The sequence below is a fragment of the Nocardioides euryhalodurans genome, assembly GCF_004564375.1.
GTDB lineage: Bacteria > Actinomycetota > Actinomycetes > Propionibacteriales > Nocardioidaceae > Nocardioides > Nocardioides euryhalodurans.
Genome location: NZ_CP038267.1, coordinates 3,564,539 through 3,591,153, shown reverse-complemented (window position 1 = coordinate 3,591,153; position 26,615 = coordinate 3,564,539). Strand labels below are relative to the sequence as shown.

Here is a 26,615-nt window from a genome sequence, read left to right as displayed (position 1 = left end):
GACCTCAGTCGCGACCCACTCCCGAGAGGACCTCACCGTGACCACCCACACCGTCGACACCGTCGTCATCGGCGCCGGCCATGCCGGCCTGGCGGTGAGCCGGCTGCTCACCCAGCACGGTCAGGAGCACGTCGTCCTCGAACGGGGCGGCGTGGGCGAACGCTGGCGCACCGAACGATGGGACTCCTTGCACCTGCTGACGCCGAGCTGGATGACCCGGCTTCCCGGCTGGTACTACACCGGCCCGGACCCCGACGGCTACCTCTCCGCGAGCCAGTTCCTGCGAAGCCTCCAGCGGTACGCCGCCTCGTTCGCGGCGCCCGTCGTGGGTGGGACCTCGGTCCGGTCCCTCCGGGCCGCGAGGGACGGCCGCTTCGCCCTGCACACGGACGGTGACACCTGGCACGCCCGTCACGTCGTCCTGGCCACGGGTCCGCACGGCACCCCCCACGTCCCGGCGGGCCTGGCCCGGAGCGACCTGCACGTCGTCCCGAGCAACCGTTACCGCAACGCCGAGGACCTCCCCTCCGGCGGCGTGCTGGTCGTCGGCGCCTCCGCCTCGGGCACCCAGATCGCCGACGAGCTTGCCCGCGCCGGGCGCGACGTCGTCCTCGCAGTCGGCCGCCACACCCGGATGCCGCGGCGCTACCGGGGCATGGACGCCTTCTGGTGGCTGGAACGCACGGGACGACTCGCCCGCACCATCGACGAGGTCGCCGACCCCGACGTCGCGCGGCGCGAGACCTCGCTCCAGCTCGTCGGTCGCAACCAGCCACACCCGCACGGCTCCGACCTCGACCTGGCCGCCCTCCACCGAAGGGGGGTGCTGCTGTGCGGCCGGCTGCAGGGACTGGACGGCGGAGCAGCCACCTTCGCGGCCGACCTGCCGACGACGGTGGCTTCCGCCGACCGCACCATGCACCGGTTCCTGGACGTGGTGGACCGTCACGTCGAAGAGGCAGGACTCACCCGGGAGGTCCTCCCCGCCCGGCGACCGACCCGCTTCACCCCGCCACCCGCCCCGACCCGCGTACCCCTGGAGAGCCAGGGCATCCGGACCGTGGTGCTGGCCGCCGGCTACCGCCCGGACCATCCGTGGGTGCAGCTGCCGATCCTCGACCGGTCGGGTGCGGTGGAGCAGTACCGCGGTCTCACCCGCGTCCCGGGGATCTACGTCGTGGGACAGCGGTTCCAGCACCGCCGCGACTCCGGGTTCATCGACGGAGCCCGCCACGACGCCCGGACCGTCGTCGCGCACCTGAGCCGCGGGGTGCTGCCCGAGTCGGCACCCCGTGCCCGAGAGGAGAGTGCCGCATGACCCGGTACGACGTCGTCATCGTCGGTGGCCGGGTCGCCGGCGCCTCCACAGCCCTCCTGCTGGCCCGGGCCGGGCTGCGGGTGGCGGTGCTGGACCGCTCCGGGCACGGCACCGACACCCTGTCCACGCACGGGTTGATGCGCGCAGGCGTGCTGCAGCTCTCCCGCTGGGGGATGCTGCAGCCGCTCATCGACGCGGGAACGCCTCCCGTCCACCGGACCACCTTCCACTACGACGACGGCGAGTCGGTCCAGGTGTCGATCCGCCACGCCTTCGGGGTCGGGGCCCTCTACGCCCCGCGGCGGCACCTGCTCGACCGGGTCCTCGTCGACGCCGCAGCGGAGGCAGGCGCCGACGTGCTCCACCAGACCTCCGCCACCGGTCTGCTGCGCGACGGGACGGGCCGGGTCACCGGCGTCCGCGCGCGGGACCGCCACGGGGCGAGCCTGGTCCTGCCCGCGACCTTCAGCGTCGGCGCCGACGGCATCCGTTCGTGGTTCGCCCGGGAGGTCGGCGCGCCCGTCGTGCGGCAGGGACGGTCGGCGAGCGCTGTGCTCTACCGGTACGTTGCCGACCTGCCCGCCGACGGCTACGAGTGGGCCTACCTGGACGGAGCAGCCGCCGGACTGATCCCCACCAACGACGGCCAGACCTGCGTCTTCGTCGGGACCACCCCTGCACGGATGCGTACCCTTCGCCGCAACGGGCCCGAGTCCGCGATGACCGCCCTGGTCGAGGGCTCGCCCGGCGGCCGGCCGCTCGCCGACCGGCTCCGCCGTGCGAGGCCGGTGGGCCGCATGCACGGCTGGGGCGGCACACCCGGCTTCGTACGACACTCGCACGGTCGCGGCTGGGCCCTCGTCGGTGACGCCGGCTACTTCAAGGACCCCATCACGACGCACGGGATGACCGACGCGCTGCGGGATGCCGAGCTGCTCGCCACCGCCGTGCTCGCCACCGTGGGTGGAGCCACGGCGGAGACGACAGCGTTGCGGCGCTACCAGGACACCCGGGACCGTCTCTCCCGCGCCCTGTTCTCGGTCACGGAGCAGGTGGCCGCCTACGACTGGGACGGAGACCGGGTCCGCACCCTGCTGCGGCAGGTCAGCTCGGCGATGAGCGACGAGGTCGACCACCTCGACGCTCTCCCCGCGGACCGGTGGATGGCCCCGGGGCCGAGCAAGACGCCCGCTGACAGGGCGGTCGTCACTCGGTAGCGTGCCACCGGAGAGGGGTCCGCTGTGGAGGTCCGGGTGAGGCTTCTCGGGGGTTTCGACGTCAGCGTCGACGGAGTTGCCGTGCCGCCGTCGGCGTGGGCGCGCAGGCAGGCCGCCGCGCTGGTCAAGCTGCTGGCCGTGTCCGAGCAGCACCGGCTCCACCGGGAGCAGGTGATGGACGCCCTGTGGCCGGGGCTGCGCGTCGAGGCAGCGGCGCCGCGGCTGCACAAGGCCGCACACTACGCGCGGCGCGCGCTCGGCGACGGCCCCGAGGCCGTGCTGCTCCGTCACGACCTGGTCGCACTCCTACCGACGGGCGAGCTCTCCGTCGACGTCGAGGACTTCCTGAGGGCCGGGCGCGAGGCGATGGCCCAGAACGACGCGCGGCTGGCCGAGCAGGCGCTCGCGTCCTGCCCGAGCGGGCTGCTCCCCGAGGACCGGTACGAACCATGGACCGACGGACCCCGCGGTGAGGTCGAGGCACTGCGCAAGGACCTGCACCGCCTGGCCGGTCGATGGGCGGACCTGGTGCGCCTCACCCCCACGGACGAGGAGGCGCACGTCGCGCTCGCGCGGCAGTACGCCGACCGGGGTGACGTCAGGGGTGCGCTCCGGCAGCTCGAGCGACTGGACCGGTCGCTGCGCCGTGAGCTCGGCACGGCACCCGGTCCCGAGGCCGTGCTGCTGCGGGAGCAGCTCGAGGCTGCCGGCCCGACGCCGGCGGTCCCACCACAGCGCGGCCGGTCGGTGCGGTTGGTCGGTCGCCGCGACCTCGGCGACCAGATCCGCTCCCGGCTCGACCGCTCCCTCACCGGTCGCGGAGGCAGCCTGGTGCTGACCGGCCCCGCAGGCGTGGGCAAGTCGGCCCTGCTCGACCTGACGGAGTCGCTCGCCCGACGACGCGGGTTCCGGACCGGGCGGGGCAGTGCCGCAGCGGTGGAGGGTCCGTGGCCGTACGCGCCCGTGCTCGAGGCACTCGGTGACCTGTGCCGCAAGCATCCGGCCCTCCTCGACGGCCTCGGAGACGACTTCCGCCTCGAGATCGAGCGGGCGCTGTCCGGGCAGGACCTGGACTGGAGCGGCGAGTCGGGACACCAGCGGTTGTTCGTGGCGGTCGCGGAGCTGGTCCGGCTCGCTGCGGCCGGGCACGGCCTGCTCATCGGTGTCGACGACCTCCACGAGGTCGACGACGCGTCGATGCGTCTCCTGCACTACCTCTCGCGTTGCGCCTCGTCCGAGCCCGTCCTCCTCGTGATGGCGGGCCGCCCGCTGACGGGTGGCACGCGGGGAGAGATCCTCGACAGCCTCCTGTCCCGGGACGTGGGGGCCGGGGTCGAGGTCAGGCCCCTCTCCACGGACGCGATCGCCCGGCTCCTGCGCGAGGTCCACCCCCGGCTCTCGCCGGACCTGGTCGAGCGGATCGCCGACCTGAGCGGGGGGCTGCCGTTCACCGCCCTCGAGCTCGCCCGCCGCCAGGGGGTCGGCGAGAACGGCGACGTGGTGCCGCCATTCCCCGTGGCAACCCTGCGGACGTTCAGGAGGCTGGCCCTGCTGGGCATGACGTTCTCGACCGACGAGCTCCTCACCATGTCCGAGGAGGACGAGGAGACTGCCTACGCCCAGCTCGACCTGGCCGTCACCGGGCGGCTGGTGGAGCAGGTCGACGGTGGACACCGGTTCCGACACCCGTTGCTCCGCGAAGCCCTGGTCGACCAGCTGACGGCGTCCGAACGCGTGGCCGAGCAACGAGAGGTGGCCGCCCGGTTGAGCCGTCTCGACGGTCCTCCCACACGGGTCGCTCACCTCTTCGTCGCGGCGGGTCGACCGGCCCTCGCCGTGCCCTTCGTGCTCCAGGCCGTGGAGACGGCCGGCGCCCTGGGGGCCTACCGCGACGCCCTCGCCCTGATCGGCCAGGTCGTGGACCACGCCGGGCCGGCCCACCGGCCACACCTGCTCTCCCGCCGCGGCGACCTGCTGATGGCGGTGGGCGACCCCGCTGCGGTCGAGGCGTACCGGGCAGCCCTGCCCCTCACCTCGGGCAGCGAGCACCGCTTGGTCCGCGCGCGGATGGCACGCGCCGCGACCTCCGCCGGCGACCTGGAGACGGCCCGCGCAGCACTGGCCGGGCTGGAGCTGGAGGGCGACGTCGCGGACGGTCCCATCCTGCTCGGAAGGGGCAACCTCGCCTACTTCAGCGGTGACGTCGACGGGGCGTGGGAGATCGCCGGACGAGCCCGGGAGATGCTGCCACTCGCCCACGACCAGTGGCAGCTCATGGATCTCGTCTCCCTCCAGGGGCTCATCGCCCACCAGCGTGGCGAGTGGTTCGAGCGCTTCCGCATGGAGATGCGACGCACCCAGGGTCGGGACCGACTGGCCACGTCCGTGTTCGACGCCCACCTGTGCGTCGCCGAGTACCTGCTCTACGGTCCCGTGCCCTACGCGGAGGTCATGGCGGAGACCGAGGAGCTACGTCGGCGTGCCACGCAGGCCGGCGCGCTGCGCGGTGTCGCGTTCGCGACCGCCCTCATCGGAGAGGCCGCCCTGTTGAAGGGTGACCTCGACAGGGCGGAGCAAGAGCTGGCGGAGGCAGTCGAGCTGCACCGCGAGATCGACGCCACAGCAGGTGAGGCGCACAGCCTCCAGCGTCTGGCCGAGGTCCGGTTGGCACTCGGAGACCGCGAGGATGCCGTGCGCCTGCTGCACCAGGCGCTGCCGTTGGCACGGTGGTCGGTGATCAGCCTGCACCTGCTCCAGCGCGTCTACGGCACGATGATCAGCGCCGCTCCCGATGCGGTGGCGGCACGTGCCGTGGTCGACCGGGCCGAGGCCACGATGGGTGATCAGGATCGCTGTCCGCTGTGCGACGTGATGTTCGCCGTCCCGGCGGCGATCGCCTGCGCGGACGTCAGTGATGTCGAGGACGCCCGGCGCCACCTGGCGGTCGCCGAGCAGTCGGCCTCCCGCTGGGCGGGCACCGCCTGGGAGGCCTCCGTGCTGGAGGCGAGGGCACACCTTGCCGGCGCCGAGGGACGGCACGAGGAGGCCGCGGCGCTCATCGGACGCGCCGAGCTCCTCTTCGAGGTCGCCGGGCAGCAGCGTGACGCCTCGCGGTGCCGCCGAGGCGTGGCCCTGGCGACGCGGGGTGCCTAGGCCACGGCCCGTCGGCGCTCGGTCGCCGACCCGGACACAGTGCTACCGTCCGGACAACGGTGTGCCGGGAGGGGAGATGCAGGTCATCGTCCGCCTGCTCGGTGGGTTCGAGGTCGCTGTGGACGGCCACACCGTTCCTGGCCAGACGTGGAACCGGCGCCCCGCTGCCGCGCTCGTCAAGCTGCTCGCCCTGCAGCCGCAGCGACGGCTGCCGCGGGAACGTGTGATCGACGCACTCTGGCCCGACCTGCTGGTCGAGGATGCCTTGCCCCGGCTCCACAAGGCCGCTCACTTCGCACGTACGGCGCTGGGCGTGCGTGACGGCATCGTCGCAAGCGGCGGGTCCATCGCCCTCTTCCCGGGGGTCCAGGTGACGCTCGACGTCGAGGAGTTCGAACGCGCCGCGGAATCGGCGCGGACCGGCGGGCGTGACGCCGCCCGGCAGGCGGTCGCCCTCTACCCCGGGGACCTCTTGCCGGACGACCTCTACGAGCCCTGGACCGACGCGACGCGCTCCCGGCTGCGGTTGCGTCATCTCGAGCTGCTCGCCGCTGCCGGGATGTTCGAGGAGCTCGTGGCCGCCGACCCGCTCGACGAGGAGGCGCACCTCGCCCTGGTGCGCGACCACGTACGAGCAGGTCGTCGCCAACCCGCCCTGGCCGCTCTGGACCGCCTGACGGACACCCTCGAACGGGAGCTGGGCGTCCCTCCCGGACCCGCCGCGGAGGAGCTGCGCAGCCAGGCGGCTGCCCTGGCCGTCCCCCTCCCGGACCCGGACGCGGCAGGCACCGAGGCCGGACCGGCGCCCGCTCCGCAGGCGCGGCTCCCGGCGCCGAGGGCGAGGCTGATCGGCCGGGCCGACGACCTCGCGGCGGTCTCGTCGCTCCTGCGCGAGCACCGGATCGTCACGATCACCGGCCCCGGGGGTGCCGGCAAGTCGACCCTGGCGCTGGCCGTGGCCCGTGCCCTCGAGGAGGACGGGACCACCCACGGACCCGTCGAGGTGGCGCTGGCACCGCTCGCGCCCGTCCACGATGCTGCTGGCGTCGTGCGGGCGGTCGCGGAGGCGACCGGCGTCCAGGGCGAGGGAGCGGTCCGCTCCTCGTCCCTGGCGGCCAACCTCGCCACGCGCAGGCTGCTGCTCGTGCTGGACAACTGCGAGCACCTGCTGGACCCGAGCGCCGAGCTCGTCGACGCGATCCTCGATGCGGGGCCACGCGCACGGGTCCTCGTGACCAGCCGCGAGCCGCTCCGTGTCGACGGCGAGGCAGAGCACCGGATCGGGTCCCTGGGGCCGGAGTCGGTGAACCTGTTCGTGGAGCGTGCCGCTGCCGCGGCCGGACCCGGGATCGTCGACGCCGGCGACCCACGCGTCAGCGTGCTGTGCCAGCGTCTCGACGGGCTGCCGCTCGCGATCGAGCTCGCGGCAGCCCAGCTGCGCCACCTCGCCCTCGGCGAGATCATCGATCGCCTCGACGACCGGCTCACCCTGCTCGTGGGCGGGCGACCCCAGGCCGGGGAGCGGCACTCAGCCCTCTCCGCGACCATCGAGTGGAGCCATCGGCTGCTCGACGAGGGCACGCGCGACGTCTTCGACCGCCTCGGGGTGTTCCCGGGCGGCTTCGACCTCGCGGCGGTCCGGGCCGTCACGCAGGACCCCGACGCCGGCCACGTGACGAACCTGCTGGGAGACCTGGTCGCCAAGAGTCTCGTCGTCCACGACCCGCAGCGCCGGAGGTACCGGTTGCTCGAGACCATCCGCCTGTTCGCGGCGCAGAGCCTCGACAGGTCCGGCGAGGCGGCGGCGACCACCGAGCGGCTGCGCCGCCACGCGGTCACGCGCGCCACGACCGAGCCCCGGGCTCGGGCCTGGCTGTCCACCTCCTTGGCCGCCCGGAGCCGCGACGACCTGGACAACGTCCGGTTCGCCTTCGAGGCCAGCCTCGCCGCAGGCGACAGGCCCGCGGCTGTCGATCTCGCGATCGGCCTGTCGACGCTGTGGCGCAACGCCGTGTCCTACGCGGAGGGACGTCGCTGGATCGACGCGCTCCTGGGGAGCGACCTCGCACCGCGAGACCGGCTGTGGACCCTGATCATGGACGCCGACGTCTGCCTCGGCTTCGGCGACGCTCGCTCGATGCGCAGGGCCGCCGTCGAGGCCACCACGCTGGCGGGCGCCGTCGACGACGAGGGGGCCGCCGTGATCGCGGCCATCTACGAGGCGATGGTCCACCTCGACGCGCCGGACCGCGCCGCTGAGCGCCTGCTGCACGCGTCGGCCCGGGCACGGGAGGCGGGCGAACCGGGCCTGGAGCGGCTGGCACGGGGTTACCGCGTGGTGGCACTGCGCATGCTGGGCACGACCGACGGCCTCCGCGAGGAGGCGCTGGCGCTCACCGACGACGCTCCGGACCGTGACTATGCCCGGTACCTGTGTCACTGGGCAGCCAGCCTGGTCGCGCTGGTGGACCGGGACGGCGCGTGGCTCCACCACCTCATGGAGCAGCAGCGCAGCGACCTGTCGGCCACCGGGCTGCACGAGAACTGGTTGACGCTCTACTGGGGCGCGCTGGCGCTCATCGCGCAAGGGGGTGACTACCTGCCGGAGCTGCGCCGTGCGCGTGCCTGGGCCGCGGCGGAGGGTCGCTCGGCCGAGGCGGACTGCGTCCTCGCCCTCGCGTATGCGGCGGCCTGTCGCGACGGGTGGGAGGAGGCCGCCGAGCTGCTGGGCGCCACCGAGGGCTCCCTTCTCCACGGCACCGCCAGCTTCATCCACCAGGCGCTGCTGGGTGAGCAGCTGGTGAAGCCACGGCTCGGCGAGGCGTACGCCGAGGTGGCCGCGCGCGGTCGGCACCTCTCCCACGCCCAGGTCCTGGCCGACCGCGGTCTCTGAGGTCCGGGCGCGCGGCAGCGGGCCGGGGAACGCCCCGGCCACGGACCTCCGGGTCGCGTACCGTGCTCGGATGGGCTTCTCGGAGCGGCCTCCGGATCGTGAGGTCCTGGCCGGCGGTCCCGCTCGCGCCCCGCTGCTCGACAGGCTCCCGCCCGCCTGGCGGCGTCGAGGTGCTCTCGTCGGCGCCGTCGCGCTCGGTGTCGTCGTCGGCGTCGGCACCGCCCTCTGGTGGCAGGACCCGCCTCGCGAGGCGACGCCGGAGCCCGCACCGACGGAGGTGGCCGACCCCGAGGTACGGCTCGTGCTCGTCAGGGTCGTGGCGCCCGCTCGACCGCAGCAGCTGGGCGACGACCAGAGCATCCCGCTCCGGATCGACGGCGCACTCCTGCACGGTCGTGGTCCCGGCACCGCGACCGTCACGAGGATCCATCGACCGGGCAGCAGCCTCGCGATCGACGTCCCCGCGCTCCCCGTCGAGCTCTCCGCCGACCGGTCCTCCGGGCGGGTCCGCCTCGAGCTCACCCCCGGGGACTGCGGGCTCGCGACCGAGTGGACGCCGAGCGCGCGGCCGTTCACCGTCACCTGGCGCGACGAGCTCGGCGACGTCCGCACGGGCCTCGGGGGAGAGCACGACGCGTCGATGGAGCTCGCGATGATCCGCTACCTCGACGTCGTCTGCGGCAACGCGGGCGACGGGTTGTGACCGGACGCACGGCGTCGCGGGTTTGCCCCGGCGTCGCGCGTCCGACCAGCCTTGACGGCATGTCCTCCCCCGTGACCGTCTCCATCACCCGCCACCTCGACACCGACCGGTCGGCGGAGATGACCGCGTGGGTGCGCGCGGGGACCGCGCTCGCGGGCGAGTTCCCCGGCTTCCTCGGGGCCGGGTGGGTGCAGTCCGGGCCGGACTCCCGGGAGTGGCACATGCTCTACCGGTTCGCCGACGCCGACGCGCTCGCGACCTGGGAGTCCTCCCCGCAGCGCGCCTGGTGGCTGGGGGCCGCGCAGGACCTCGGGGTCGTCGAGGCGCGGGTGGAGCGCCGCACCGGCATCGAGGGCTGGTTCGACGAGCCCACGAGCCGCGACGTCGAGGAGCGGGCCCCCGGCGTACGGCCGGCACCGCCGCGGTGGAAGCAGGCCACCGTGATCTGGCTGGCGTTCTTCCCACTCAGCCTGCTCACCACGGTCGCCCTGGGGGCGTTCGTCCCCGATCTCCACGTCGCGCTGCGGGTGCTCACCAGCACCCTGCTGATGACGCCGGTGATGACCTACCTGGCCCTGCCGTTCATGACGGCCCGGCTCGCCTGGTGGCTGCACCGCTGACCACCCACCGGGACACCGGGCCGCGAGGGGGAATAGCCACGCTCGAGCAGTGGTTGCCCCCGGCAACCACAGCGTCCTGCCCGCACCACCCCCAGGAGCCCCTCCAGCGTGTCCCCCGCCACCCGTCGCCAGCAGCGCGTCACCTTCGCGGTCCTCACGGTCGCCGTGGGTTCGTTCGCGCTCCTGCAGTCGCTGATCGTCCCCGTCCTGGCGCAGATCCAGGTCGAGTACGACACCGACCAGTCGACCGTGACCTGGGTGCTGACGGCGTACCTGCTCTCTGCCTCCATCGCCACCCCGCTGCTCGGCCGGATCGGCGACGTCGTCGGCAAGAAGCGGATGCTGGTCGCCACGCTCGTGGCCCTGTCCGTCGGGTCCCTGATGGCGGCGCTCGCGCCGAGCATCGGCTGGCTGATCGCCGCGCGGGTCGTCCAGGGCGCCGGCGGCGGGGTGCTGCCACTGTCCTTCGGGATCATCCGCGACGAGTTCACCGCGAAGATGACCAACGCCCTGTCCGTGCTGGCCTCGCTCACCGCGGTCGGCTTCGGCTTCGGCATCGTCGTGGCGGGCCCGATCGTCGACGCCCTCGGCTACCACTGGCTGTTCTGGCTGCCGATGGTCGTCACCGCGGTCGCGGCCGTCGCGGCCGTCGCCCTGATCCCCGAGTCGCCCCGCGGTGCCCCCGAGCGGCTCCCGCTGCTCCCCGCCGTGCTGCTCGCCGGCTGGCTGCTCACGCTGCTGCTCCCGGTCAGCCAGGGGAACAAGTGGGGTTGGTCCTCCCCCGCCGTGCTCGTGCTGCTGGCCGTCTCGGCCGCGCTGATCGCGGCCTGGGTCCGGCTCGAGACCCGCGTCCGGGTCCCGCTGATCGACATGCGGATGATGCGGCTGCGCGGCGTGTGGACGACCAACCTGGTCACCCTCTTCGTCGGGTTCGGGATGTTCGCGTCGTTCGCGTTCCTCCCCCAGCTGCTGCAGACCCCGGTGGCGTCCGGCTACGGCTTCGGCGCCTCGATCACCGAGTCCGGGCGGTTGCTGCTCCCCTCGGCCGTCGGGAGCTTCGCCGTCGGCTTCCTGACCGCACCGCTGATGGCGCGCTTCGGCGCCCGCCCCGTGATCCTCACCGGCACGATCCTCTCCGCGCTGTCGTACGTCGCCATGGCGCTCTTCCACGGCAGCACCGGCGAGCTGCTCGTCGGCATCACGCTGCAGGGCCTCGGCACCGGCCTGGTGATCTCGAGCAGCGCCTCGGTCGTGATCGCCAGCGTGCCCGCCCACCAGACCGGCGTCGCGAGCGGCATGAACGCCAACATCCGCACCATCGGCGGCTCGATCGGCTCGGCCGTCACCGCCGGCATCGTCACCGCCCACCTCGGGCCCGCCGGCTTCCCGGACGAGGCGGGGTACACCGTCGCGTTCCTCGTCCTGGCGGGCTGCCTGGTGGTCGCCTCGGTGGCCGCGCTGGCGATCCCGGACATCCACCGGACCGGCCGTTCACCCGCTCCGGAGGGGGCCGCACCGGTGCACGAGCGGCCCCTGGAGGCCGAGAGGTCAACGGTTCGGTAACACCTCGTCAACAGATCGCCGGAGGGTGCTGACAGCCCTTGGATCGAGGGTGCATAGTTGCTGTCAGCCCCGCAGGTGACCCGAGACACCTGCGGGGCCTCTTACATTTCCGGGCGGAGTCACTCCATCCGCAGGAACTCCAGGTGCCGCTCGTACTCGTCGAGGCAGTCGTGGATGATCTGCGACTCGCGGTAGCCCATCACGTCGTAGTCCTGGGCCCCGGTGTCGAGGTGGACGTCGAGCTTGGCGTACTGGTCGCGGTCGCCGATCATCCGGCCGCCGTAGGTCGGCACCGGCGACATGGTCACCTGCACCCGGTAGCGGAACGGGTGCTCCGGGTGCTCGGTGTCGTCGGCCCGCAGCTCGACGTAGCGGCCGCCGTGCTCGTCGTCCTCCGAGGGCTCCGCCACCCCCTGGACCGCGGTCGCGTTGACGCCGCGCGCCTGGAGCTCCGCGGCCACCTCGGTCAGCGCCGGCGCGACGACGGTGTCGAGGTGCCGCTCGGCGTCGTCGCGGTCGACGAAGTTGGTCACCCGGGCGATCCGGGACCGCCACGACTCACGGTCCTCCGGCCCCGGCGCGGGTCGGTGGTGGACGCCGCCGCCGGACTCCACGCGCTGCAGCTCGCGCCGCATCGCCTTGTAGAGCCCCCACATCACCAGGATCATCACGATCGCGAACGGCAGCCCCATGATCACCGTGGCGTACTGGAGGGCGTAGATCCCACCCACCGCCAGCACCGAGATCGTCAGCAGGCCGGTGACGGCCGCCCAGACGATCCGCTGCCACGCGGCGCCGTCCTCCTGGACATGGCGCAGTCGCGAGCACAGGTTGGCCATGACGAGTGCGCCCGAGTCGGCGGAGGTGACGTAGAACAGCAGGCCGACGAAGGTCGCCACCGCGATCACCACACCCGACGCGGGGTACTGCTCGACCAGCATGAAGAAGCCGCGTCCGTCGTAGTTCTGCGCGGCCTCGGTGAACGCCTCGTCGCCGCCACGGACGCGGTCGAGCGCTGCGTTGCCGAAGATCGAGACCCACATCACGATGTAGGCGAACGGGATCACCATCGTCCCGGCGACGAACTGCCGGATCGTGCGGCCCCGCGAGATGCGCGCCAGGAACAGGCCGACGAACGACGCCCAGGCGACCCACCACGCCCAGAAGAAGAGCGTCCAGAGGTTCATCCACTCGTTGGCCTGGTCGTAGGCCATGGTGTCCATCGTCAGGCCGGGGAACGAGGCGACGAAGTCGCCGACGTTCATGACGACGCCCTCGAGCAGCAGCTGGGTCTTGCCGGTGACGAGCACCCAGCCGGCCAGCGACAGCGCGAGCAGCACGTTGAGCTGGGAGAGGAACCGGATGCCCTTGTCGACGCCCGTGGTCGCGGAGATCGCTGCGATCGTGATCGCCAGCACGGCCAGGCCGATCTGGGCGCCGAGCCCGACGGGCACCCCGAACAGCTCGTTGAGGCCGATGTTGAGGAAGACCACGCCGATGCCGAGGCTGGTGGCCACCCCGAACACGGTGCCGAGGACGGCCGCGGTGTCGACCGCGTGGCCGAGCACCCCGTCGATGCGCTTGCCGAAGATCGGGTAGAGCGCGGAGCGGACGGCGAGCGGCAGGTTGAGCCGGTAGGCGAAGAACCCGAGCGCCATGCCCATCAGGGCGTACATCGCCCAGCCCGTGATGCCGTAGTGGAAGAGCGTCCACACGGTGGCGTCACGGGCCGCCTGCACCGTCCCGCCGTCGCCGACCGGTGGGGCGACGTACTGGGTGACGGGCTCGACCACGGAGAAGAACATGACGTCGGTGCCGATGCCGGCCGCGAACAGCATCGACGCCCACGCGAAGGTCGAGAACTCCGGACGCGAGTGCTCGGGACCGAGCCGCATCGTGCCGAAGCGCGAGATGCCGAGGTAGAGGACGAACACCAAGATGGCGGTGCCGAGGGCGATGTAGAACCAGCCGAAGGCGCCGCCGACCCAGACGGTCCAGTCGTAGATCGTCGCGTACGCGGAGTCCGGGGTCGCGATGGCCCAGATCGCGACGGCGACGACGCCCAGCAACGAGGCGCCGAAGACCGGCCACTTGACCGGTGGTCCGCTGAAGAGTCCGCTGCGCCGGGGTTGCTCGGCCGGGGTCTCGGGGACCGCCCTGGTGTCGGTGCTCATGCGTGCTCTCCTCTTCTCGGGGCGGGTCGGGCGCCCGCGGCGCTCGGCAGCTCGTGGGTGTCCCAGGCGTCGTTGCGGGGATCGCCCGGCGGGTACGGCGGGTCGCCGCGACCGTGCCGGTACCACGGGACCTCGGCTGCGGGGAGCGGGGTGTTCCCCGCGATCAGGTCGGCGGCCTTCTCGGCGACCATCATCACCGGCGCGTAGATGTTGCCGTTGGTCACGAACGGGAAGACCGAGGCGTCGACGACCCGCAGCCCCTCCGTGCCGTGGACCCGCATCGTGGCCGGGTCGACGACCGCCGCGTCGTCGGTGCCCATCTTCGCGGTGCACGACGGGTGCAGCGCCGTCTCCGCGTCGCGGGCCACCCAGTCGAGGATCTCCTGGTCGGTCTCCACCGACGGTCCGGGCGAGATCTCCCCGCCGCTGAACGCCGCGAAGCCCGGCTGCTCGAGGATGTTGCGCGCCGCCCGGACCATCTCGATCCACTCCCGGCGGTCGCTCTCCGTCGACAGGTAGTTGAACTGCAGGGCGGGGTGCTCGCGCGGGTCGGTCGACCGGATCTTCACGGTGCCGCGGGTGTCGGCGTACATCGGTCCGATGTGGACCTGGTAGCCGTGGACGCCGTAGTCGGACTCGGCCGGCTTGCTGCCGTCGTAGCGGATCGCGATCGGCAGGAAGTGGAACATCAGGTTCGGCCAGGTCACCTCGTCGTTGCTGCGGATGAAGCCACCCGCCTCGAAGTGGTTGGACGCTCCGACGCCACGGCGGCCGAAGAGCCACTCGGCGCCGATCCGCGGCTTGTGGTGGTGGGCCAGCCACGGCGCGATCGAGACCGGCTGCGTGGCCGCGTGCTGGATGTAGACCTCGAGGTGGTCCTGCATGTTGGCGCCGACGCCCGGCAGCTCCACCGCCGTGGTCACGCCGACGGACCGGAGGTGCTCGGGGTCGCCGATGCCGGCCAGCTGCAGCAGCTGCGGGCTGTTGAACGCGCCGCCGCAGAGGATCACCTCGCCGGCGGTCACGGAGCGGTGCAACCGCCCGCCCCGCGTGTAGTCGACGCCGGTGCACCGCTTGCCCTCCATCCGCAGGCCGGTGACGAGCGCGAGGGTCTCGACGTCGAGGTTCTTGCGGTGCATGACCGGGTGGAGGTAGGCCCGCGCCGCCGAGAGCCGGCGTCCGCGGTGGACGTTGCGGTCGAACTTCGCAAACCCCTCCTGGCGGTAGCCGTTGACGTCGTCGGTCAGCGGGTAGCCGGCCTGCTGCACCGACTCGAAGAAGGCGCCGAAGAGCGGCGACGTCGCCGGACCGCGCTCGAGGACCAGGGGCCCGGAGCCGCCGCGCCATGCGTCGGCGCCGGCGAGGCAGGTCTCCATCCGCTTGAAGTAGGGCAGGCAGTGGGCGTAGTCCCACTCCTGCATGCCCGGCTCCCCCGCCCAGCGCTCGTAGTCCATCGGGTTGCCACGCTGGAAGATCATGCCGTTGATCGAGCTGGAGCCGCCGAGGACCTTGCCGCGGGCGTGGTAGACCCGCCGGCCCCCCATGTGCGGCTCGGGCTCGCTCTCGTACTTCCAGTCGTAGAGCTTGTTGCCGATGGGGTACGGCAGGGCCGCCGGCATGTGGATGAAGGGGTCGAGGATCGAGTCGTTGCGCCCTGCCTCGAGCACCAGCACGCTCGTGCCGGGGTCCGAGGAGAGCCGGTTGCCGAGCGCGGAGCCGGCCGAGCCGCCCCCGACGACGACGTAGTCGTAGTGCTTCTCGCTCACTGGGTCGTCCCTCCCGTGCGGTCCGGGAACCAACCGGCGGGCGCCGGCCGGGTGTTGTGCCAGATGTGCTTGGTCTCGCGGTACTCCTCCAGTCCGGCGAGGCCGAGCTCGCGGCCGTTGCCCGACTGCTTGAAGCCGCCCCACTCCGCCCCGGGCACGTACGGGTGGTAGTCGTTGATCCAGATCGTGCCGTGCCGCAGGCTGCTGGCGACCCGCTCGGCGCGCCCGGCGTTCTCGGTCCACACCGCGCCCGCCAGCCCGTAGACCGTGTCGTTGGCGAGGCTGATCGCCGCCTCCTCCGCGGAGTCGCGGTCAGGCCCCTCGAACGTCTCGACGGTCAGCACCGGACCGAAGGACTCGTCCCGCACGCACCGCATGTCGGTGGCGCAGTGGTCGAGGATCGTGGGCAGGTAGAAGAAGCCGTCGTCGTACGCCGCGCCCTCGGGGCGGGCGCCCCCGCAGCGCAGCTCGGCTCCGTCCTCGAGCGCCTCGGCGACGTACTGCTCGACCTTGGCGCGGTGGGCGGCACTGACCAGCGGCCCGGTCTCGGCGTCGTCGTCGAACGGCCCGCCCAGCCTGATGTCGCGGGCTCGCTCGACCAGCGCGTCGACCATCTGGTCGTGCACGCTCGCCTCGACGATCAGCCGTGCTCCGGCCGAGCAGACCTGGCCGGAGTCGAGGAAGACCGCGGTCAGTGCGTTGTCGATCGCTGCCGGCAGGTCGGCGTCGGCGAAGACGACGTTGGGGTTCTTGCCGCCGAGCTCGAGGGCCACCCGCTTCACGGTGGGCGCGGCGGCCGCCATGATCGCGCGGCCGGTCACCAGGCCTCCGGTGAAGGAGACCAGGTCGACGTCCGGGTCCTCGACCAGGGGCGCCCCCGCGGTCGCACCGGCGCCGAGCACCAGGTTGGCGACCCCGTCGGGGAGCCCGACGTCGGTCAGGGCCCGCATCAGCCACATGGCGGTGCTCGGCGTGAGCTCGCTCGGTTTCAGCACGAAGGTGTTGCCGGCCACCAGGCACGGCGCGACCTTCCACGCGGTCTGCAGCAGCGGGTAGTTCCACGGCGTGATCAGCGAGCAGACGCCCACCGGCTCGTGGACGACCCGGCTCGACACGTCGGGCATGCCGGTGTCGACGACGCGGCCGGCTTCGGCGGTGGCGAGGTCGGCGAAGTGGCGGAAGACCGCCTCGATGTCGTCGACGTCGATCTGGGACTCCACGAACCGCTTGCCGGTGTCGAGCGACTCCAGCCGTGCGACCTCGTCGCGGTCCGCCACGAGCCGGTCGGCCAGGCGCCGCAGCAGCGCCCCCCGCTCCGGGGCAGGGGTGCGCGGCCAGGGGCCGGCGTCGAAGGCAGCGCGCGCAGCAGCCACAGCCTCCCGAGCGTCGTCCGCTGTCGCTTCGGCCACGGTGACGACCTCGCGGCCGTCAGCTGGGCAGTGGATGGTCCGTGTTCCCGAGTCACGTGCCGGTCGCCAGGCGCCGGCGATGAACAGGGTGTCCATGGCCTCCCTCTGAGGTTGTGTGCGCATCAGTCTGGCGCGTCAGCGGTGCCGCGGTCCACTGTCAGTGGCCTCGGATCGTCGACGAGATGTCGCCGAGAGGCTCAGGCTCCGGGGAACGACCCCGACATGCCGCCGCAGCCCGGGCTGCGGTCGCGGCAGTCGGCAACCTCGGGCGCGACCACGTTCGGGCAGCCGCGAGCGCTGGGTCGAAGGGGACACCTGGCTTCCGGACCAGCTGTTCCCATCGACCCAGCCGTCCCCGCCCCCGCGTGCCCCGGCGGTGGTCCCGCACCGTCACAGGGTTCGAGCAGCTCCCCGACCACGCCCCCCGATGGGGTGCGTTGCTAGGAGCCGGACCGAACGTCGGCGACGTACTCGTCGGTGTAGCGCTGCGTCAGCCGCGTCCACCTCGACCACTCGGACTCGCTCAGCCCCAGGTCCACCGTCTTGCCGGACGCCGAATGGCTGCGCAGGAACGCCACGTCCTCCGGGTGGCTCTCCGCGATCCAGCGGTCCACCTTCGCGAGATGCGCGGTGACCCCGTTGAACTCCACGAGCTGGGTGTAGTCGGCAAGCGTGACCTCACCGTCCTGCACCACGACCTCGACGGTGTTGTCCCCGAAGGGCCCCCGTCCGACTTCCTCCGAGCCCCTCAGGTGCATCGAGTAGGGGCAGGTGAAGACGACGCCCTCCGTGGCCTCGGCGGTACGCCGACACGGCTGCATCATGCGCTCGACGTCCCAGGCCACGTCGCGCTGCAGGGTCGAGCGCCAGGTGTCCCACGGCTGCACCCCGTCGGCCATGAGGTCGGCCATCCGGTCGGCGTCGAGGTCGGCGTACGCCGCCGCGAACTCCTCGGCGGTCGCCCGGTCGGCAGCACGGTCCTGGCCGGGAACGGCGGGGGCGGGCTCGGGTCGTTCGGCGGGGCCGGGGCCCCACAGCGCGACCGCCGTGACGGCGACGACGACCAGGGCTGCCGCGGCGCCGATCGCGAGCCAGCGAACAATCCGCGGGCGCGTGCCTGCAGGGCCGGCGACCGCGTCGCGGAAGGCCTGGAGCTCGGTCTGGGTGTCGGTGTCGTTCATGGCGTCCTCCGCGTGGCGGTGGAGGAGCGCGACCAGATCACGCTCGACGTGCTGCGTGCTCACGACCGGCCCTCCCACTCTCGGGCGAGCGCGGCGATCCCGCGGCTCGCGTGCTTCTTGACCGATCCCGCGGAGATCCCGAGCGTGTCCGCGATCTCGAGCTCGGACTGGTCGAGGTAGTAACGCAGGACCAGCACCTGGCGTTGCCGGGTCGGCAGCGCCGTGACCGCGGCCCAGAGCCGGTCGGCCTCGTGGTGGGCGACGGCGGCGTGCTCGGCCGAGTCCAGCTCCTCGGAGCGCGGCACCAGCCGCAGCACCGCCGCGCCTGCCGTACGCCGCCGGCGCAGCGAGTCCCGTCCACCGTTGACGACGGTCCGGTCGAGGAACGCCGCGGCGGACTGGGGGTCGCGCAGGTGCGACCAGCGGCGGTACAGGCTGGCGAACGCCTCCTGCACCACGTCCTCGGCGGTACGCCGGTCATCGACCAGCAGCGAGGCCAGCCCCACCAGCCGACGGTGGTGCGCGACGAACAGCTCGGCCACCGCCTTGTCCCGGTCATCCGCGACAGCGCGGATCCCCGGTCCGGGACCAGGTCCCGACTCGTGGGTCTTCCTCATGGCCTCCACATGGGCAAAGACGAAGGTCCGCGTCAAGGGTTGACCGGACGGACCGGAAATTTTCGGCGTCCCACCCGGACACGGCTGCGAGTGGTGGGGGCACGACCTGCCGACCCCTCGGGCCGCCGACTACCGGACGGTCGTCAGAGGTAGAGGCCGGTGGCCTCGTCGGCCAGCCGGTCGGCGGCGACGGCGTGGACGTCACGCTCCCGCATCACGACGTAGACCTCGCCCTGGACCTCAACCTCGGCCTTGTCCTCGGGGTCGAACAGCACCCGGTCGCCCTTCTCGACGGCGCGCGCGTGGGGGCCGACCGCGATGACGCGCGACCACGCGAGTCGCCGCGCACCCATGGCGGCCGTCGCCGGGATGACGATCCCGCCGCTGGAGCGTCGCTCCCCGGAGTCCTGGTCGACCTCGACCAGGAGCCGGTCGTGGAGCATCTTGATGGGCGCCTTGTCGGTCACCGGGAGGTGCTCCTCAGCTCGCTACCTTGCGGATCGTGACGAACAGCGCGATCGCGCCGACCACGGTCCCGGCCACCTTGAGGATGTTGTCGGTCCGGGGCTGCCCGGTCGCGGTGTCGACGAAGAACGCCCTCACCTGGCTGACCTCCCGCGACACGATCGTCTTCGGGTGGGCTCGGTAGAGGAGCTGGTCGATCGTGCCGGCGAGGCGCTCGCGGGTCTCTTCGATCTCCCGCTCCAGGGACGGCAGGTCGTTGCTCACGCGGGAAGGCTACCAATCCGGTCGGGGTCGAACCCGACCGGCAGCTCGAGGCGGTGGGCGGCCATCAGCGCCTCGTCCGTGAGCAGGTCGTACGTCGGGCCGTCGGCGACGACCGTCCCCTCGGCGAGGACGACCGAGCGCGGGCACAGCTCGAGGGCGTACGGCAGGTCGTGGGTCACCATCAGCACGGTGACGTCGAGCGAGCGGAGGATCTCGGCGAGCTCGCGGCGCGAGGCGGGGTCGAGGTTGGAGGACGGCTCGTCGAGCACCAGGATCTCCGGCTCCATCGCCAGCACCGTGGCGACCGCGACGCGACGCCGCTGGCCGAAGGACAGGTGGTGGGGCGGACGGTCGGCGTACGCGGCCATCCCGACCTTGTCGAGGGCCTCCATCACGCGCCGGTCGAGCTCGGGGCCGCGCAGCCCGAGGTTGGCCGGGCCGAAGGCCACGTCCTGGCGCACCGACCCGAGGAACAGCTGGTCGTCGGGGTCCTGGAAGACGATGCCGACCCGGCGCCGGACCTCCTTGAGGTTCTCCTTCACGACCGGCAGCCCGCTGACGGAGACCGAGCCGGCACCGGCGGCGAGGATCCCGTTGAGGTGCAGCACGAGCGTGGTCTTGCCGGCGCCGTTGGGGCCCAGCAGGGCGACCCGTTCGCCGGGGTGCACGTGGAGGTCGACGCCGAAGAGCGCCTGGTGGCCGTCGGGATAGGCGTACGCCAGGCCCGTGACCTCGAGGGTGGGGGTGCTCATCGCGGCAGCCGCCCGTCGTAGCCGCGGGAGAGCATCGCGAGGTGGACCCGCTCGCCGCGCTCGTAGGAGCGGATGAAGAGCGAGCCCATCGCCCGGGCGAGCGCCGGCCAGTGCCGCGGGGAGCGCGGCTCGCAGCCGCGCGCCCGCATCGCGGTCGTCATCCGGCCGAGCTCGGCGGTGACCACGTCGAGGTAGCGGATCATGAAGCCCATGATCTGCACCAGCAGGTCGGGCATCCGCAGCCGCTGCAGCCCGCGGAGCAGGTCGTCGGGCTCGGTGGTGGCCGCGAGCGTGAGGGCGGCCAGCACGCCGAGGGTCGCCTTCACCAGCAGTGCGGCCGCCGCGGCGAGGCCGGGCTCGGAGACGGTCAGGCCGAGCACCTCGGTGCGCGGGCCGGTGGCCACGAAGGGCAGCAGCAGCGCGAAGACGACGAACGGCACCTCGACCACCATCCGCTTGGCGAGGTAGGTCGGCGGCACCGTCGACAGCGCCACCACGCCGAGCAGCAGCGCGGCGTAGACGGCGTACGCCGGCCACGCCTGCGGCGGCGTGGCGACGACGACCAGCATGAAGCCGACCAGGCCGACGACCTTGAGGTGGGACGGCGCCCGGTGGAGCGGGCTGTGGGCGTGGAAGTGCAGCCGGTGGCCGTGACCGGCGCCCACCTCAGGCCTCGTCCGAGGTGGCGGGCGCGTCGCCCCGTCGGCGCAGCGCCCAGAAGAGGGCGCCGCTGAGCCCCGCCATGACGGCGACGCCGACGATTCCCGCCACGGCGCTGCTGGCGCGGTCGTCCTCGACGCCGCGCGTGCCGTAGTCGGCGAGCGGGCTGCCGGCGGTCGGCGAGTCCTCGGCCGTGTCGAGGAAGCCGGTCTGCTCGGCGACGTACTCGAGCCCGTCGGGGTGGGAGCTCGCGTAGTAGCTGGCGACGCCGGCGACCAGGAGCACGACGAGCAGGCCGATCGCGAGGAAGGCGCGGGTGCTGAGGCGGGCGGTCATCGGGCCGCCGCCGGGCGGATCTCGAGCTCGCGCTGGGCGAGCAGCGGCCGGGCGCCGTGGACGAGGTCGGGGCGTACGGCGACCACGCTCGCCACGACCAGGCCGGTGATGATCCCCTCGCCGATGCCGATGACGGTGTGCCAGGCCAGCATCGCCGTGAGCAGGGTGCCGAGGTCGACGGGAGCGTTGCCGCCCACCTCGAAGAGGAGGGTGAAGACGAGCGCCGCGACGGGCACGCTCACGGCGGCTCCGATCGCGGCGGCGGGGGCGACGCTCGCGGGTCGCTTGGGCAGCACGGCGCGCAGCCCGACGAAGACCAGCCACCCGACGGCGACGGTGACCAGGCCGATGAGCGTGATGTTGGTGCCGAGCGCGGTGATGCCGCCGTCGGCCATCAGCAGCGCCTGCACGAGGAGGACGACGCTCAGGCAGAGCACCGCCGACCACGGGCCGACGAGGACCGCCGCGAGTGCACCGCCCATGAGGTGGCCGCTGGTCCCCGCGCCGACCGGGAAGTTGATCATCTGGGCCGCGAAGACGAAGGTCGCGACGAGGCCCGCCATGGGGGCGGTACGGTCGTCGAGTTCGCGCCGGGCGCCCCGGAGCGCCACCGCCACGCCGGCCGCCGCGACCACGCCGGTGGCCAAGGACGTGGGGGCGTCGAGGAATCCGTCGGGAACGTGCATGATGCCCAGCGTACGTTATTGCAAACGAGTTGCAACAAGGAGACTTCCGTGAGCCAGCGCCTCTCCCCCGGCGACACCGCGCCCGACTTCACCCTGACCTCCGACACCGAGGAGCAGGTGTCGCTGTCGGCCCTGCGCGGCCGCAAGGTGATCGTGTACTTCTACCCCGCCGCGATGACGCCCGGCTGCACCACGCAGGCGTGCGACTTCAGCGAGTCCCTCGACTCGCTGCAGGGGGCCGGCTACGAGGTGCTCGGCGTCTCGAAGGACGCGCCCGCCAAGCTGGCGAAGTTCCGGGAGCGCGACGCGCTGACCCTGACGCTGCTCTCCGACACCGACCTCGACGTGCACCGCGCCTACGGGGCGTACGGCGAGAAGAAGCTCTACGGCAAGGTCGTCGAGGGCGTCCTGCGCTCCACCTTCGTGGTGGACGAGGAAGGGAAGATCGCGCTCGCACAGTACAACGTGAAGGCGACCGGCCACGTCGCCAAGCTGCGTCGGGACCTGGGTCTCGACTGACGCTCACCCGGGTTGCGTCGTGTGCCTGACGCCGGTCCATGGGCCGGTGCCAGGCACACGAGGCGGAACAATGGGATCCTGCGCCCGTAGCCCAACCGGCAGAGGCACCAGGTTTAGGTCCTGGCCAGTGCGAGTTCGACTCTCGCCGGGCGCACCAGTCACTACAGTCCGGCCATGGACTCTGCTCTCAGCACCGTGGGGCTGCCGATCGCACTGGCGATCATCATGTTCGGGCTCGGGCTGGACCTCACCGTCCGCGACTTCCGCCGGGTCGGCCAGCAGCCCAAGGCCGTCCTGGTCGCGCTCGCGTGCCAGCTGGTGCTGCTGCCGGTGGTCTGCTTCGGCCTGGTGCTCCTGCTCGACCTGCCGCCGCTGCTCGGCATCGGCATGATGCTGCTCGCCGCGTCACCGGGCGGGACGACCGCCAACCTCTTCAGCCACCTCTTCCGCGGCGACGTGGCCCTCAACATCACGCTGACTGCGATCAACTCCATCGTGGCGATCGGCACCCTCCCCCTCATCACCAACCTCGCGATCCGGTGGTACGACCAGTCCGACAGCGTGTCGATGCCGCTGGTCGAGGTGGTCAAGGTGTTCGTGCTGATCCTGGTCCCGGTCGGGATCGGGATGCTGGTCCGCGCCCGGAGCGAGGGATTCGCCGCCCGGATGGACCGCCCCGTACGTATCGGCTCCGCGGTGATCCTGGCGCTGCTGATCCTGGGCATCCTGCTCGACCAGCGCGAGAACGTCGGTGACTACCTGGCGGACGTCGGGCTGGTGGCGGCGCTGTTCTGCGCGATCAGCCTCGTGGTCGGGTACGCCGTGCCGCGGGCCTTCGGCGTCGCGGACGACCAGGCGGTGGCGTCGTCGTTCGAGATCGGCGTGCACAACGGCACGCTGGCCATCTTCGTGGCCGTGGAGGTGCTCGACTCGACCGAGATCTCGGTCCCGGCCGCGGTCTACTCGCTGCTGATGTTCCCGATGGCTGCCCTGTGGGGGACGGTCGTCTCGCGCCGGATCCGGGCGCGGTCGACCTCGCAGCCCGTGGCGCCCTGACCACTGTCCTGCCGCGCCCGAACCTGGTGGGCGAGTCTGTCGGTGGGCGGGGGAAGCGTCACGACCCCCCGAGCAGCTCCGCGACCCGGGGAGCGATGTCCCGCAGCGCCCGACCCCGGTGCGAGATCGCGTCCTTGGCCTCGGGATCGAGCTCGGCGGTGGTGAGGTCGGGGTGCTCGACGGCGGCGAACAGCACGTCGTAGCCGAAACCCCCGCTGCCCCGCGTCTCGCGGATGATCCGCCCGTCCATCCGGCCCTCGACGACCAGCTCGCGGCCGTCGGGGTGGCAGACGGCGACCGCGCAGGTGAAGTGGGCGCCACGTCGCTCGTCGGGCACGTCGGAGAGCTGCGACAGCAGCAGCGCGTTGTTGGCATCGTCGGACTTCGCCGGTCCGGCCCAGCGCGCCGAGAGCACGCCCGGCATCCCGTTGAGCGCGTCGACGCACAGCCCGCTGTCGTCGGCCAGCGACGGGAGCCCGGTCGCGGCCAGTCCGGCCCGCGCCTTGAGCAGCGCGTTGCCGGCGAAGTCGGGCTGGTCCTCGACCGGCTCGGCGTACGCCACGACGTCGTCGAGCCCGAGCACCCGCACGCCGGGCACGAGCGGGGAGAGGATGCGCTCCATCTCGGCGAGCTTCTTGCCGTTCCGCGAGGCGAGGAGCACCTCAGCCATCGGAGAGCGCGTCCCGCTGCAGCCGGGTCAGGTCGGCGCACCCCTTCTCGGCGAGACCGAGCAGCGCGTCGAGCTCGGCCCGGTCGAAGGCCGCGCCCTCGGCGGTGCCCTGTACCTCGACGTAGGTGCCCTCGCCGGTCATGACGACGTTCATGTCGGTCTCGGCACGGACGTCCTCCTCGTAGGGCAGGTCGAGCCGGGGCAGGCCGTCGATGATGCCGACGCTGACCGCCGCGACCGACCCGGTCAGCGGCTCGCCGGCCAGCGCGCCCTGGGCGCGCAGGTGGGAGACCGCGTCGGCGAGGGCGACGTACGCGCCTGTGATCGCGGCGGTGCGGGTGCCGCCGTCGGCCTGGAGGACGTCGCAGTCGAGGACGATGGTGTTCTCGCCGAGCGCCCGGTAGTCGACCACGGCACGCAGCGAGCGGCCGATCAGCCGGGAGATCTCGTGCGTACGCCCGCCGATCCGGCCCTTGACCGACTCGCGGTCCGAGCGGGTGTTGGTCGAGGCCGGGAGCATCGCGTACTCGGCGGTCACCCAGCCGAGGCCGGAGCCCTTGCGCCAGCGCGGCACGCCCTCGTTGGCGGAGGCGGCGCAGAGCACCTTGGTCCGGCCGAACTCCACCAGGACCGAGCCGGCCGCGTGGTCGAGCCAGTGGCGCGTGATCGTGATCGGGCGGAGCTCGTCGTCGGCGCGCCCGTCGGCGCGGAGCGGTACGTCGGTCATGGCCCCGACCCTAGAGGCCGGACATGACGACGGGTCGGACCCCACCCCCGTGGGAGACCCGACCCGCCGCGTCTGGAGCAGCCGAGCGCTACTTGAGCTCGGCGCGCATCACCCGGAACCAGCCGAGGACGAAGGGCAGCACGATCCAGATCAGCGCGGTCGTCGCGAGCTGGCCGTACTGCTCACCCGTCAGGTCGAGGCCGGCCGAGGCCTCGAAGAGCGGCTGCTGGGCGGTGCCGAGGTCGAACCACGCCGCGCTGTCGCGCAGCGCCGGCACCAGGCTGAAGACGATCGAGGACGCGATCGGCAGCACGAAGAACGTCACGATCGCCGCCGGGGTGTTGAGGAAGATCAGGCCGTACGCCATGCCCTGGAGCACCGTCAGCAGCTGCAGCGCCAGGAACAGCAGGAAGACGCTGGCCGAGAGGTCGGAGAACCCGCCGTCGGCGCCGCCGACGAGCGTGCAGAGGGCCGCGACGACCAGGGCTGCCACGAAGGCGGCGAGGCCGAAGATCAGGGCCGCCACGACCTTCGCGAGGATCACCCGGGTCCGGGACGGCTCCAGCGCGAAGGTCACCATGGCCGTGCGCTGGCCCCACTCGCTGGTCACGAGCAGGATGCCGAGCACGGGCAGCAGGAAGCCCTGCGGCGTCGCGGCGATGCCGATGAAGTTGGCGAAGATCCGGTCGGGCGCGTCCGCGACGAAGAAGAACACCACCATGATCGCGGCGGTGATCCCGACGATCATGCCGAGCAGCCACAGCCCGGCGCGGGTGTCGTACATCTTGCGGATCTCGACCCCGACGAGGCGGGTGAACGGGACGCGCGGGGTCCCCGACACGTCGAGGGCGGGGACGGACGTGGTGGCGCTCATGCCGGTGCTCCCTGGGTGATGTCGTCGCGCTGGGTGTCGGAGGTGAGCTCGAGGAACAGGTTCTCGAGGCCGCCGTCGGCGGCGCGGAGGTCGGTGAGGACCAGCTGCCGGTCGGCGGCGACCTGACCGACCTGGAGGGTGGTCGCGGCGACCATCAGTCCCTCGCCCGCCGGCGTCACCTCGAGGCCGGCGTCGGCGAGGGCGCTGCCGAGGGCCGGGGTGTCCACAGCCGTGACGAGCGTGCCGCCGTCGCGCTCGGCGAGCAGCGACTTCTTGTCGCCCTGGGCGACGATCTTGCCCCGCCCGATGAGGATCATCTCGTCGGCGATCAGCTCGACCTCGTTGAGCAGGTGGCTGGACAGCAGGACGGTCCCGCCCCGGTCGGCGTACTGCTTCAGCAGGTCGCGCATCCACCGGATGCCGGCCGGGTCGAGGCCGTTGGCCGGCTCGTCGAGGACGAGGACCGACGGGTCGCCGAGCAGGGCGTGGGCGATGCCGAGCCGCTGCCGCATGCCGAGCGAGTAGTTGCGGACACGGCGCTTGGCCTCGGTCGGCGTCAGCGACACCAGCGCGAGCATCTCGTCGACGCGGGACTCCGGGAGCCCCATCGTCTTCGCACCGATCATCAGCACCTCGCGGCCGGTACGGCCCGCGTGCTGCGCCGAGGCGTCGAGCAGGACGCCGACGTGGCGGCCCGGGTTCGGGATGTCGCGGTAGGCCAGCCCACCGATGGTGATCTTCCCCCGGGTGGCGGGCGTCAGCCCGGCCATGACCCGCATCGTGGTGGTCTTGCCGGCGCCGTTAGGACCCAGGAAGCCGGTGACCCGGCCGGGCTGGCAGGTGAAGGACACGTCGTCGACGGCCAGGAAGCCGCCGTAGGACTTGGTGAGCCCGATGACTTCGATCATGGCTCCATCCTCGCCGCATCTCCCGGCCGCGCCATCCATCGCGAGGTGGAGATCGCGTGACCAAAGTAGGGGGGCGTCCCCTCC

The 26,615-nt window shown here is 72.6% G+C and carries 24 protein-coding genes and 1 tRNA gene; 10 read left to right on the top strand and 15 right to left on the bottom strand.

The genetic code is table 11. The features are described 5' to 3' along the window. The first annotated feature begins 37 nt into the window (after window positions 1-37). From EXE57_RS17435 to EXE57_RS17405, 7 genes are all read left to right on the top strand, one after another. On the top strand, window positions 38-1,318 hold the full coding sequence (locus EXE57_RS17435) for a flavin-containing monooxygenase (protein WP_135079712.1): 1,281 nt from the start codon (window positions 38-40) through the stop codon (window positions 1,316-1,318). Further along, entirely contained in the window at window positions 1,315-2,535 is a 1,221-nt protein-coding gene (locus EXE57_RS17430; RefSeq protein ID WP_135079710.1) for an NAD(P)/FAD-dependent oxidoreductase, read from the top strand. Before EXE57_RS17435 ends, EXE57_RS17430 begins: the two co-directional genes overlap by 4 nt. A 36-nt stretch (window positions 2,536-2,571) precedes the next feature. Further along, the gene (locus EXE57_RS17425) at window positions 2,572-5,688 is read left to right on the top strand and encodes an ATP-binding protein (RefSeq protein WP_167305963.1); all 3,117 of its coding nucleotides are present in this window, start codon (window positions 2,572-2,574) and stop codon (window positions 5,686-5,688) included. A 76-nt stretch (window positions 5,689-5,764) separates the two neighbouring features. Then, complete coding sequence (locus tag EXE57_RS17420; RefSeq protein ID WP_167305962.1) at window positions 5,765-8,581, top strand: ATP-binding protein; 2,817 nt, start codon at window positions 5,765-5,767, stop codon at window positions 8,579-8,581. A gap of 70 nt (window positions 8,582-8,651) precedes the next feature. Further along, on the top strand, window positions 8,652-9,284 hold the full coding sequence (locus tag EXE57_RS17415) for a hypothetical protein (protein WP_135079704.1): 633 nt from the start codon (window positions 8,652-8,654) through the stop codon (window positions 9,282-9,284). A 59-nt stretch (window positions 9,285-9,343) separates the two neighbouring features. Next, window positions 9,344-9,904: an antibiotic biosynthesis monooxygenase gene (locus tag EXE57_RS17410; protein WP_135079702.1), complete on the top strand. Its 561-nt coding sequence runs from the start codon at window positions 9,344-9,346 to the stop codon at window positions 9,902-9,904. A gap of 108 nt (window positions 9,905-10,012) precedes the next feature. After that, window positions 10,013-11,467: an MFS transporter gene (locus EXE57_RS17405; RefSeq protein ID WP_135079700.1), complete on the top strand. Its 1,455-nt coding sequence runs from the start codon at window positions 10,013-10,015 to the stop codon at window positions 11,465-11,467. Window positions 11,468-11,586: 119 nt separating this feature from the next. On the opposite strand, the gene betT is transcribed toward EXE57_RS17405, so the two are convergent. From betT to EXE57_RS17355, 11 genes are all read right to left on the bottom strand, one after another. After that, complete coding sequence (betT, locus tag EXE57_RS17400) at window positions 11,587-13,641, bottom strand: choline BCCT transporter BetT (protein ID WP_135079698.1); 2,055 nt, start codon at window positions 13,639-13,641, stop codon at window positions 11,587-11,589. Further along, window positions 13,638-15,407, bottom strand: a complete 1,770-nt coding sequence (gene betA / locus EXE57_RS17395; protein WP_135079696.1) for a choline dehydrogenase — start codon at window positions 15,405-15,407, stop codon at window positions 13,638-13,640. The genes betT and betA overlap by 4 nt, the downstream gene beginning before the upstream one ends. Continuing rightward, window positions 15,404-16,912, bottom strand: coding sequence for an aldehyde dehydrogenase family protein (locus EXE57_RS17390; protein WP_135079694.1), 1,509 nt, complete (start codon window positions 16,910-16,912; stop codon window positions 15,404-15,406). The genes betA and EXE57_RS17390 overlap by 4 nt, the downstream gene beginning before the upstream one ends. 344 nt (window positions 16,913-17,256) lie before the next feature. After that, the gene (locus EXE57_RS17385) at window positions 17,257-18,060 is read right to left on the bottom strand and encodes a hypothetical protein (RefSeq protein ID WP_135079692.1); all 804 of its coding nucleotides are present in this window, start codon (window positions 18,058-18,060) and stop codon (window positions 17,257-17,259) included. Continuing rightward, window positions 18,057-18,614, bottom strand: a complete 558-nt coding sequence (locus EXE57_RS17380) for a SigE family RNA polymerase sigma factor (protein ID WP_135079690.1) — start codon at window positions 18,612-18,614, stop codon at window positions 18,057-18,059. The genes EXE57_RS17385 and EXE57_RS17380 overlap by 4 nt, the downstream gene beginning before the upstream one ends. 143 nt (window positions 18,615-18,757) lie before the next feature. Further along, on the bottom strand, window positions 18,758-19,057 hold the full coding sequence (locus EXE57_RS17375) for a GroES family chaperonin (protein ID WP_135081099.1): 300 nt from the start codon (window positions 19,055-19,057) through the stop codon (window positions 18,758-18,760). Between the two features lie 37 nt (window positions 19,058-19,094). Continuing rightward, window positions 19,095-19,343 carry a DUF3618 domain-containing protein gene (locus EXE57_RS17370; protein ID WP_135079688.1) on the bottom strand — a complete coding sequence of 83 codons (249 nt, stop codon included), beginning with the start codon at window positions 19,341-19,343 and terminating at the stop codon, window positions 19,095-19,097. Continuing rightward, on the bottom strand, window positions 19,340-20,095 hold the full coding sequence (locus EXE57_RS17365) for an energy-coupling factor ABC transporter ATP-binding protein (protein WP_135079686.1): 756 nt from the start codon (window positions 20,093-20,095) through the stop codon (window positions 19,340-19,342). Before EXE57_RS17365 ends, EXE57_RS17370 begins: the two co-directional genes overlap by 4 nt. Further along, the gene (cbiQ, locus tag EXE57_RS17360) at window positions 20,092-20,760 is read right to left on the bottom strand and encodes a cobalt ECF transporter T component CbiQ (RefSeq protein ID WP_135079684.1); all 669 of its coding nucleotides are present in this window, start codon (window positions 20,758-20,760) and stop codon (window positions 20,092-20,094) included. Before cbiQ ends, EXE57_RS17365 begins: the two co-directional genes overlap by 4 nt. A gap of 1 nt (window position 20,761) precedes the next feature. Then, a complete protein-coding gene (locus EXE57_RS19860; RefSeq protein WP_167305961.1) occupies window positions 20,762-21,091 on the bottom strand; it encodes a PDGLE domain-containing protein in 330 nt (109 codons plus the stop codon). Further along, window positions 21,088-21,777, bottom strand: coding sequence for an energy-coupling factor ABC transporter permease (locus EXE57_RS17355; protein WP_167305960.1), 690 nt, complete (start codon window positions 21,775-21,777; stop codon window positions 21,088-21,090). The genes EXE57_RS19860 and EXE57_RS17355 overlap by 4 nt, the downstream gene beginning before the upstream one ends. Before the next feature lie 48 nt (window positions 21,778-21,825). Here EXE57_RS17355 and bcp point away from each other — a divergent pair, with 48 nt between their 5' ends. From bcp to EXE57_RS17340, 3 genes are all read left to right on the top strand, one after another. After that, window positions 21,826-22,296 (top strand): thioredoxin-dependent thiol peroxidase, encoded by a 471-nt coding sequence (gene bcp, locus EXE57_RS17350; protein WP_135079682.1) that lies wholly within the window; start codon window positions 21,826-21,828, stop codon window positions 22,294-22,296. A gap of 80 nt (window positions 22,297-22,376) precedes the next feature. After that, window positions 22,377-22,453, top strand: a tRNA-Leu gene (locus tag EXE57_RS17345). 17 nt (window positions 22,454-22,470) lie between these two features. After that, entirely contained in the window at window positions 22,471-23,352 is an 882-nt protein-coding gene (locus EXE57_RS17340) for a bile acid:sodium symporter family protein (RefSeq protein WP_135079680.1), read from the top strand. Between the two features lie 58 nt (window positions 23,353-23,410). On the opposite strand, the gene rdgB is transcribed toward EXE57_RS17340, so the two are convergent. The 4 genes from rdgB to EXE57_RS17320 form a co-directional block, all read right to left on the bottom strand. Then, entirely contained in the window at window positions 23,411-24,022 is a 612-nt protein-coding gene (rdgB, locus tag EXE57_RS17335; RefSeq protein WP_135079678.1) for an RdgB/HAM1 family non-canonical purine NTP pyrophosphatase, read from the bottom strand. Continuing rightward, window positions 24,015-24,749, bottom strand: coding sequence for a ribonuclease PH (gene rph / locus EXE57_RS17330; RefSeq protein ID WP_135079676.1), 735 nt, complete (start codon window positions 24,747-24,749; stop codon window positions 24,015-24,017). Before rph ends, rdgB begins: the two co-directional genes overlap by 8 nt. A gap of 88 nt (window positions 24,750-24,837) precedes the next feature. Continuing rightward, window positions 24,838-25,623, bottom strand: coding sequence for an ABC transporter permease (locus EXE57_RS17325; RefSeq protein WP_135079674.1), 786 nt, complete (start codon window positions 25,621-25,623; stop codon window positions 24,838-24,840). Beyond that, window positions 25,620-26,531 (bottom strand): ABC transporter ATP-binding protein, encoded by a 912-nt coding sequence (locus EXE57_RS17320; RefSeq protein ID WP_135079672.1) that lies wholly within the window; start codon window positions 26,529-26,531, stop codon window positions 25,620-25,622. The genes EXE57_RS17325 and EXE57_RS17320 overlap by 4 nt, the downstream gene beginning before the upstream one ends. Window positions 26,532-26,615 lie beyond the last annotated feature (84 nt).

Bases quoted from the DNA above. Each gene is read 5' to 3' on its own strand.
- EXE57_RS17430 (WP_135079710.1), top strand. From the start codon at position 1,315: ATGACCCGGTACGACGTCGTCATCGTCGGTGGCCGGGTCGCCGGCGCC.
- EXE57_RS17420 (WP_167305962.1), top strand. From the start codon at position 5,765: ATGCAGGTCATCGTCCGCCTGCTCGGTGGGTTCGAGGTCGCTGTGGAC.
- EXE57_RS17415 (WP_135079704.1), top strand. From the start codon at position 8,652: ATGGGCTTCTCGGAGCGGCCTCCGGATCGTGAGGTCCTGGCCGGCGGT.
- EXE57_RS17410 (WP_135079702.1), top strand. From the start codon at position 9,344: ATGTCCTCCCCCGTGACCGTCTCCATCACCCGCCACCTCGACACCGAC.
- betT (WP_135079698.1), bottom strand. From the start codon at position 13,641: ATGAGCACCGACACCAGGGCGGTCCCCGAGACCCCGGCCGAGCAACCC.
- EXE57_RS17390 (WP_135079694.1), bottom strand. From the start codon at position 16,912: ATGGACACCCTGTTCATCGCCGGCGCCTGGCGACCGGCACGTGACTCG.
- EXE57_RS17380 (WP_135079690.1), bottom strand. From the start codon at position 18,614: ATGAGGAAGACCCACGAGTCGGGACCTGGTCCCGGACCGGGGATCCGC.
- EXE57_RS17375 (WP_135081099.1), bottom strand. From the start codon at position 19,057: ATGCTCCACGACCGGCTCCTGGTCGAGGTCGACCAGGACTCCGGGGAG.
- EXE57_RS17365 (WP_135079686.1), bottom strand. From the start codon at position 20,095: ATGAGCACCCCCACCCTCGAGGTCACGGGCCTGGCGTACGCCTATCCC.
- EXE57_RS19860 (WP_167305961.1), bottom strand. From the start codon at position 21,091: ATGACCGCCCGCCTCAGCACCCGCGCCTTCCTCGCGATCGGCCTGCTC.
- EXE57_RS17355 (WP_167305960.1), bottom strand. From the start codon at position 21,777: ATGCACGTTCCCGACGGATTCCTCGACGCCCCCACGTCCTTGGCCACC.
- EXE57_RS17340 (WP_135079680.1), top strand. From the start codon at position 22,471: ATGGACTCTGCTCTCAGCACCGTGGGGCTGCCGATCGCACTGGCGATC.
- rdgB (WP_135079678.1), bottom strand. From the start codon at position 24,022: ATGGCTGAGGTGCTCCTCGCCTCGCGGAACGGCAAGAAGCTCGCCGAG.
- rph (WP_135079676.1), bottom strand. From the start codon at position 24,749: ATGACCGACGTACCGCTCCGCGCCGACGGGCGCGCCGACGACGAGCTC.
- EXE57_RS17325 (WP_135079674.1), bottom strand. From the start codon at position 25,623: ATGAGCGCCACCACGTCCGTCCCCGCCCTCGACGTGTCGGGGACCCCG.
- EXE57_RS17320 (WP_135079672.1), bottom strand. From the start codon at position 26,531: ATGATCGAAGTCATCGGGCTCACCAAGTCCTACGGCGGCTTCCTGGCC.